Source organism: Shinella sp. (assembly GCF_052438155.1).
Classification (GTDB): domain Bacteria; phylum Pseudomonadota; class Alphaproteobacteria; order Rhizobiales; family Rhizobiaceae; genus Shinella.
Genome location: NZ_JBQVPI010000084.1, coordinates 1 through 4019, shown reverse-complemented (window position 1 = coordinate 4019; position 4019 = coordinate 1). Strand labels below are relative to the sequence as shown.

Genomic DNA, 4019 nt, shown 5'->3' with positions numbered 1-4019 from the left:
ACTCTACTGCACAAATTGCATGAGCTGGTTGGTCGAGGCGAGCGTAGGGGGCTCCTGCCCTAACTGCGAGGCCGCAGGTTCAGTGGTCAAGCGTGCTCGAAAGGTGACGGGCTGGCTAGGAATACAACGCTATCTCGACCAATCGGATTTCGGGATCGATTTTATCCGCAATGGTCGCAAGATTGAGATCGGCAACAAGGATCTATTCTCCTGGCATGATGGCGAGAATGAAGAGCGGGAATACCCGATCGACGACCAACGAAATCGCGGCCGCATCGTGGGCGAAATTCACATAGACCATTGCCGCGTAAGTTATGCCAAGGACCGTTTCGACCGCGCCGATCCCACATGGGACGAGATGGTCCGGCTAGTCCGCGGCGAGGGTCCGCTTCGTCCGGAGAAGGCGAAGGACCTTGGCTATGGTCCGAATGACTCGCCTCTCTTCATGCTTTTCAAGGCCTTTCGCCGCACGAGCCCCCAGTCAAAGGCTGCTGGCGCCTACGCTCGCATCCTGATTGTCAAGGACAACGCTCGCGCCTCGGAAATGGCGAATGCCTTTCATGACGGTAATCCTGAGTATCAAGACGATACCAAATGGTGGGAGCTGGTAGAGGCAGCTGACCGCGATCTCCTTTACGGGCAAGGCGGCGGCCCCGCCAGTGGCGGAGCGGACTCCGGCGCATCCTCGAGCGGCCCCGGCGGTCAGCTTCCGCCGGGTCTCCTTGACGACCCTTCAGCGGCTGGGGGGGTGCAAGCGCCCAACCCCGAGCCTGCGGGTACGCCCTCGAAACCGCCCCCGCCTCCGCGCCGCGAAGTTCCATTGCTAAGTCGGCGCTACCATCACAGTTCTAGTGGATTGAAGTGGAACGTGCTCGCATTTGAGGTGGGATCGTCCGATCCAGAACTGCCCACCGGCTCACCTTGGGGAATGGTACTCGGCGACGTACCTACGAAGACGTATCATTTCCTCTTCGATCCGGGGCATCCCGTATTCCGATCGATCACCATGACCGCACGAGACGCATTGCTCACCCAGCTTGCATTCATGACGATCGATCAAACTCGAAGTTCGGCTCATTCTCCGGATGTTGCGCAAATCCTCTCCGAGTTACGGGAAGAGTATAGCGAGGAAACCGCTCTCGATTTTAAGACCCTTCCCGGCGACGCCTCCGCGATCCTTGTCGACGTAGCCCGAGGCATCGTGTCGGCTTGTCCCGAGAATGAAAGAGCCTCTCTATTTAATAGCCTCAATCTCCAGGAACAAACCGCAGTCATGCGCGCGCTTGCAGCCAAGAAGATTAAGCCGGCCGAGGCGACGGTCGACGGAGCCTTTCTTGCCTCAGCACCGTTTGAGATCGTGCGGTCGATCGTAGAACAGCGGCCGGATCTGTGTTTCGACGGCAGGCTGTGGGACGCGGCTTACGCGGCTCTAGATTACGTGGATCCTGAGATCACGGATGAGGCGCGCGTGAGCGTCCTCACTCGGTATTTGGGGCTTATGAGCGACGCGATTTGGCTGTCAAAGCAAGATAGCGGTGACCTTGCCGATAGCCCGCGCGATGAAGTTATTCGGGCGGTGATGTCCCTCGGTCTCCTGAAGCCCGACACCGAGCCGACTTCGTGAAGGCTTTTCTTGATGACAGACGACTCTTGCGCGGGCCGTGGCAGGCCTTTGAGCGTGACGTCGCTAGGTTGCTCATGCATGCGGGCTTCGACGATGTACGCGTGGTTGGCGGTTCAGGTGACAAGGGCGCCGACGTCGTCGGGGTGAAAAACGGCGAAATATGGGTGGTGCAATGTAAGCATACGACTACCGCCCCGCCCTCGAAACAAGCGGTTCAAGAGGTTGTAGAAGCCGGAACCTACTATGGCGCGAACAGGATGCTCGTCGCCACATCACGAGCAGTTGGCGGAGGCGTCGAGGCAGAGATCGAGCGGTATCGGCGCATCGGCATAAACGTTGAGCTACTTGATCCATCGCGGCTCGCGACACTTACGCGGGAAGTGCCTGAATATCCAAAATCGCGCCGAATGCTGCGACCATACCAGCAAGATGCCGTCGCCAGGTTCCGCGAAGGGCTAACTGATACGGGACGGGCTCAGGTGGTCCTAGCAACGGGGCTGGGCAAAACTGTGGTGATGGCCGAGGTCGTCGCGGATCTCTATCGTGACGGCCTTATCCGCGACAATCGCGTACTTGTCCTCGCGGATAAGCGAGAACTCATCCGCCAGCTCCAGTTTGGATTTTGGCACCAACTGCCGAAGTGGGTCCCGACCCACATGCTTTCGAGCGACGAGATCCCTACTTTCGATGACGGGATCACCTTCGCGACCGTGCAGAGTATCGTTGGCAGGCTCGACGACTTACCGCGTTATGGCCTGGTTTTGATCGACGAAGCGCATCACATAGGATCTGCAAGTTTTCGTCGCGCTCTGGACGCGTTGGCTCCACCTATGGTCGGCGGGGCAACGGCGACGCCTTGGCGCGGCGACGGGTTCGACATCGACGAGCTCCTAGGCAGGCCGCTCGTGCAGCTTGGGATATCAGATGGACTTCAACGCAAGTACCTAAGCGAGGTCGACTATCGCCTTCTCGCGGACAACATTGATTGGAGCTTTGTCCAGGAAATATCAGCGCACAACTATTCCCTAAACCAACTGAACAAGAAGCTTCTGATGCCCACACGCGACGAGGAGGCGGCGCGCCGCATCTTCGAGGTGTTTCGCGGCGTGACGCGCCGAGGCGGAATAGTCTTCTCGCCGTCGGTTGATCATTGCGAATCGTTCGCTGGTACACTACGCGGTTACGGCCTTCGCGCTGAAGCGATATCCTCGCGGCAAGAAGCGCGTGAACGTGATCGACTAATGGCAATGTTCCGCCGCGGGGACATCGACATTCTTGCGAGCGTGGACCTGTTCAACGAGGGAGTGGACGTGCCCGACGTTGATCTCGTCGTATTCATGCGCGCGACGCACAGTCGGCGAATCTTCGTTCAACAGCTTGGGCGTGGACTTCGCTTGAGTCCTGGCAAGGACAAAGTGATTGTCTTGGATTTCGTGACCGATCTACGGCGCATGGCAGAGGTAATCCAACTTGAGAAGGCGGCTTCTGGCCCGATTGAGCGTCTACCACTAGGTCATAATCTCATTAGTTTTCGCGACGCTTCTGCGGGGAGCCTTATGCTTGAATGGATGAAGGATCAGGCGGATCTCATACTGCGAGAGGGCGACGCGCAGCTCGAGCTTCCGCGCTTCGAATTTCCCGCGCCACCTCAGCCCGGAAGCGTCCAATGAGTGTGCCGATAGGCCTACGCTGCCAGATTCGGGATCGACTCTGGGCGGAGGCCGACCGCCTAAACTGGTCGTCGCTCTCGACATCGGACAAGTCGCGCTACTACACAATTTGGACAGAAACCGAAGACCTGGGAGGCGTGTTGGGCCGATACATGGACCCACGGCAGGTCCGGGTTTATATCAAGGATACGCTTCTCAAGCCGTACACCCGCGAGATATCAGCCAATCCCGATAAGATTTTTCGCGTTCTCGGAATTCCCGATACCGAGAAGGCGGTCGCGACATTCATCAAGCCGCATGGCCTGCTTCTCTCGGATGGTCGCCATGTCGCGTGGAGTAAGGCGAGCGCATGGAAAGCAACGCTCTTGGCATTACATGAACGCGCTTTCGAGGGTGGAACTCCATATGCCGTTGTCTTGACTCACGCCGCCACGAAGTTCGCTTTGCTGTCGCAACGCGCCGTCGTCGAGAACGCCGCCTACAAGCTCGAAATCGAGCACCTCGTTTGGCTCGACTAAGCGTTGACGGACAGGTGCCGCGCTACATCCTGCCCGACCACGCACGCGAGCCGTACGGGCACGGCATTGCCAAGCTGCCTCATAGTCTCGCTCCAGGAACCATGGAAAAGGAACTCATCCGGGAAAGTTTGCAACCGGGCACTTTCACGCACTGAGAAGTACCGCAGGCTACCGTCTGCACGGACCAACATGTTCTCACCTCCAGGC

3 protein-coding genes and 1 pseudogene are annotated in these 4019 nt (G+C 58.3%); 3 read left to right on the top strand and 1 reads right to left on the bottom strand.

From position 1 onward, the window contains the following. The 3 genes and pseudogenes from ACT6VE_RS34490 to ACT6VE_RS34480 all read left to right on the top strand — a co-directional run. Positions 1 to 1624: pseudogene (locus ACT6VE_RS34490) on the top strand (hypothetical protein); the annotation flags it as partial. After that, positions 1621 to 3294, top strand: coding sequence for a DEAD/DEAH box helicase family protein (locus ACT6VE_RS34485; protein ID WP_444802621.1), 1674 nt, complete (start codon positions 1621 to 1623; stop codon positions 3292 to 3294). The pseudogene ACT6VE_RS34490 and the gene ACT6VE_RS34485, both read left to right, overlap by 4 nt. Beyond that, on the top strand, positions 3291 to 3812 hold the full coding sequence (locus ACT6VE_RS34480) for a hypothetical protein (protein WP_444610161.1): 522 nt from the start codon (positions 3291 to 3293) through the stop codon (positions 3810 to 3812). The genes ACT6VE_RS34485 and ACT6VE_RS34480 overlap by 4 nt, the downstream gene beginning before the upstream one ends. Here the strand turns inward: ACT6VE_RS34480 and ACT6VE_RS34475 are convergent. Beyond that, on the bottom strand, positions 3809 to 4003 hold the full coding sequence (locus ACT6VE_RS34475; protein WP_444802622.1) for a DNA cytosine methyltransferase: 195 nt from the start codon (positions 4001 to 4003) through the stop codon (positions 3809 to 3811). The genes ACT6VE_RS34480 and ACT6VE_RS34475 overlap by 4 nt on opposite strands. Positions 4004 to 4019 lie beyond the last annotated feature (16 nt).

Bases quoted from the DNA above. Each gene is read 5' to 3' on its own strand.
- ACT6VE_RS34475 (WP_444802622.1), bottom strand. From the start codon at position 4,003: ATGTTGGTCCGTGCAGACGGTAGCCTGCGGTACTTCTCAGTGCGTGAA.
- ACT6VE_RS34480 (WP_444610161.1), top strand. From the start codon at position 3,291: ATGAGTGTGCCGATAGGCCTACGCTGCCAGATTCGGGATCGACTCTGG.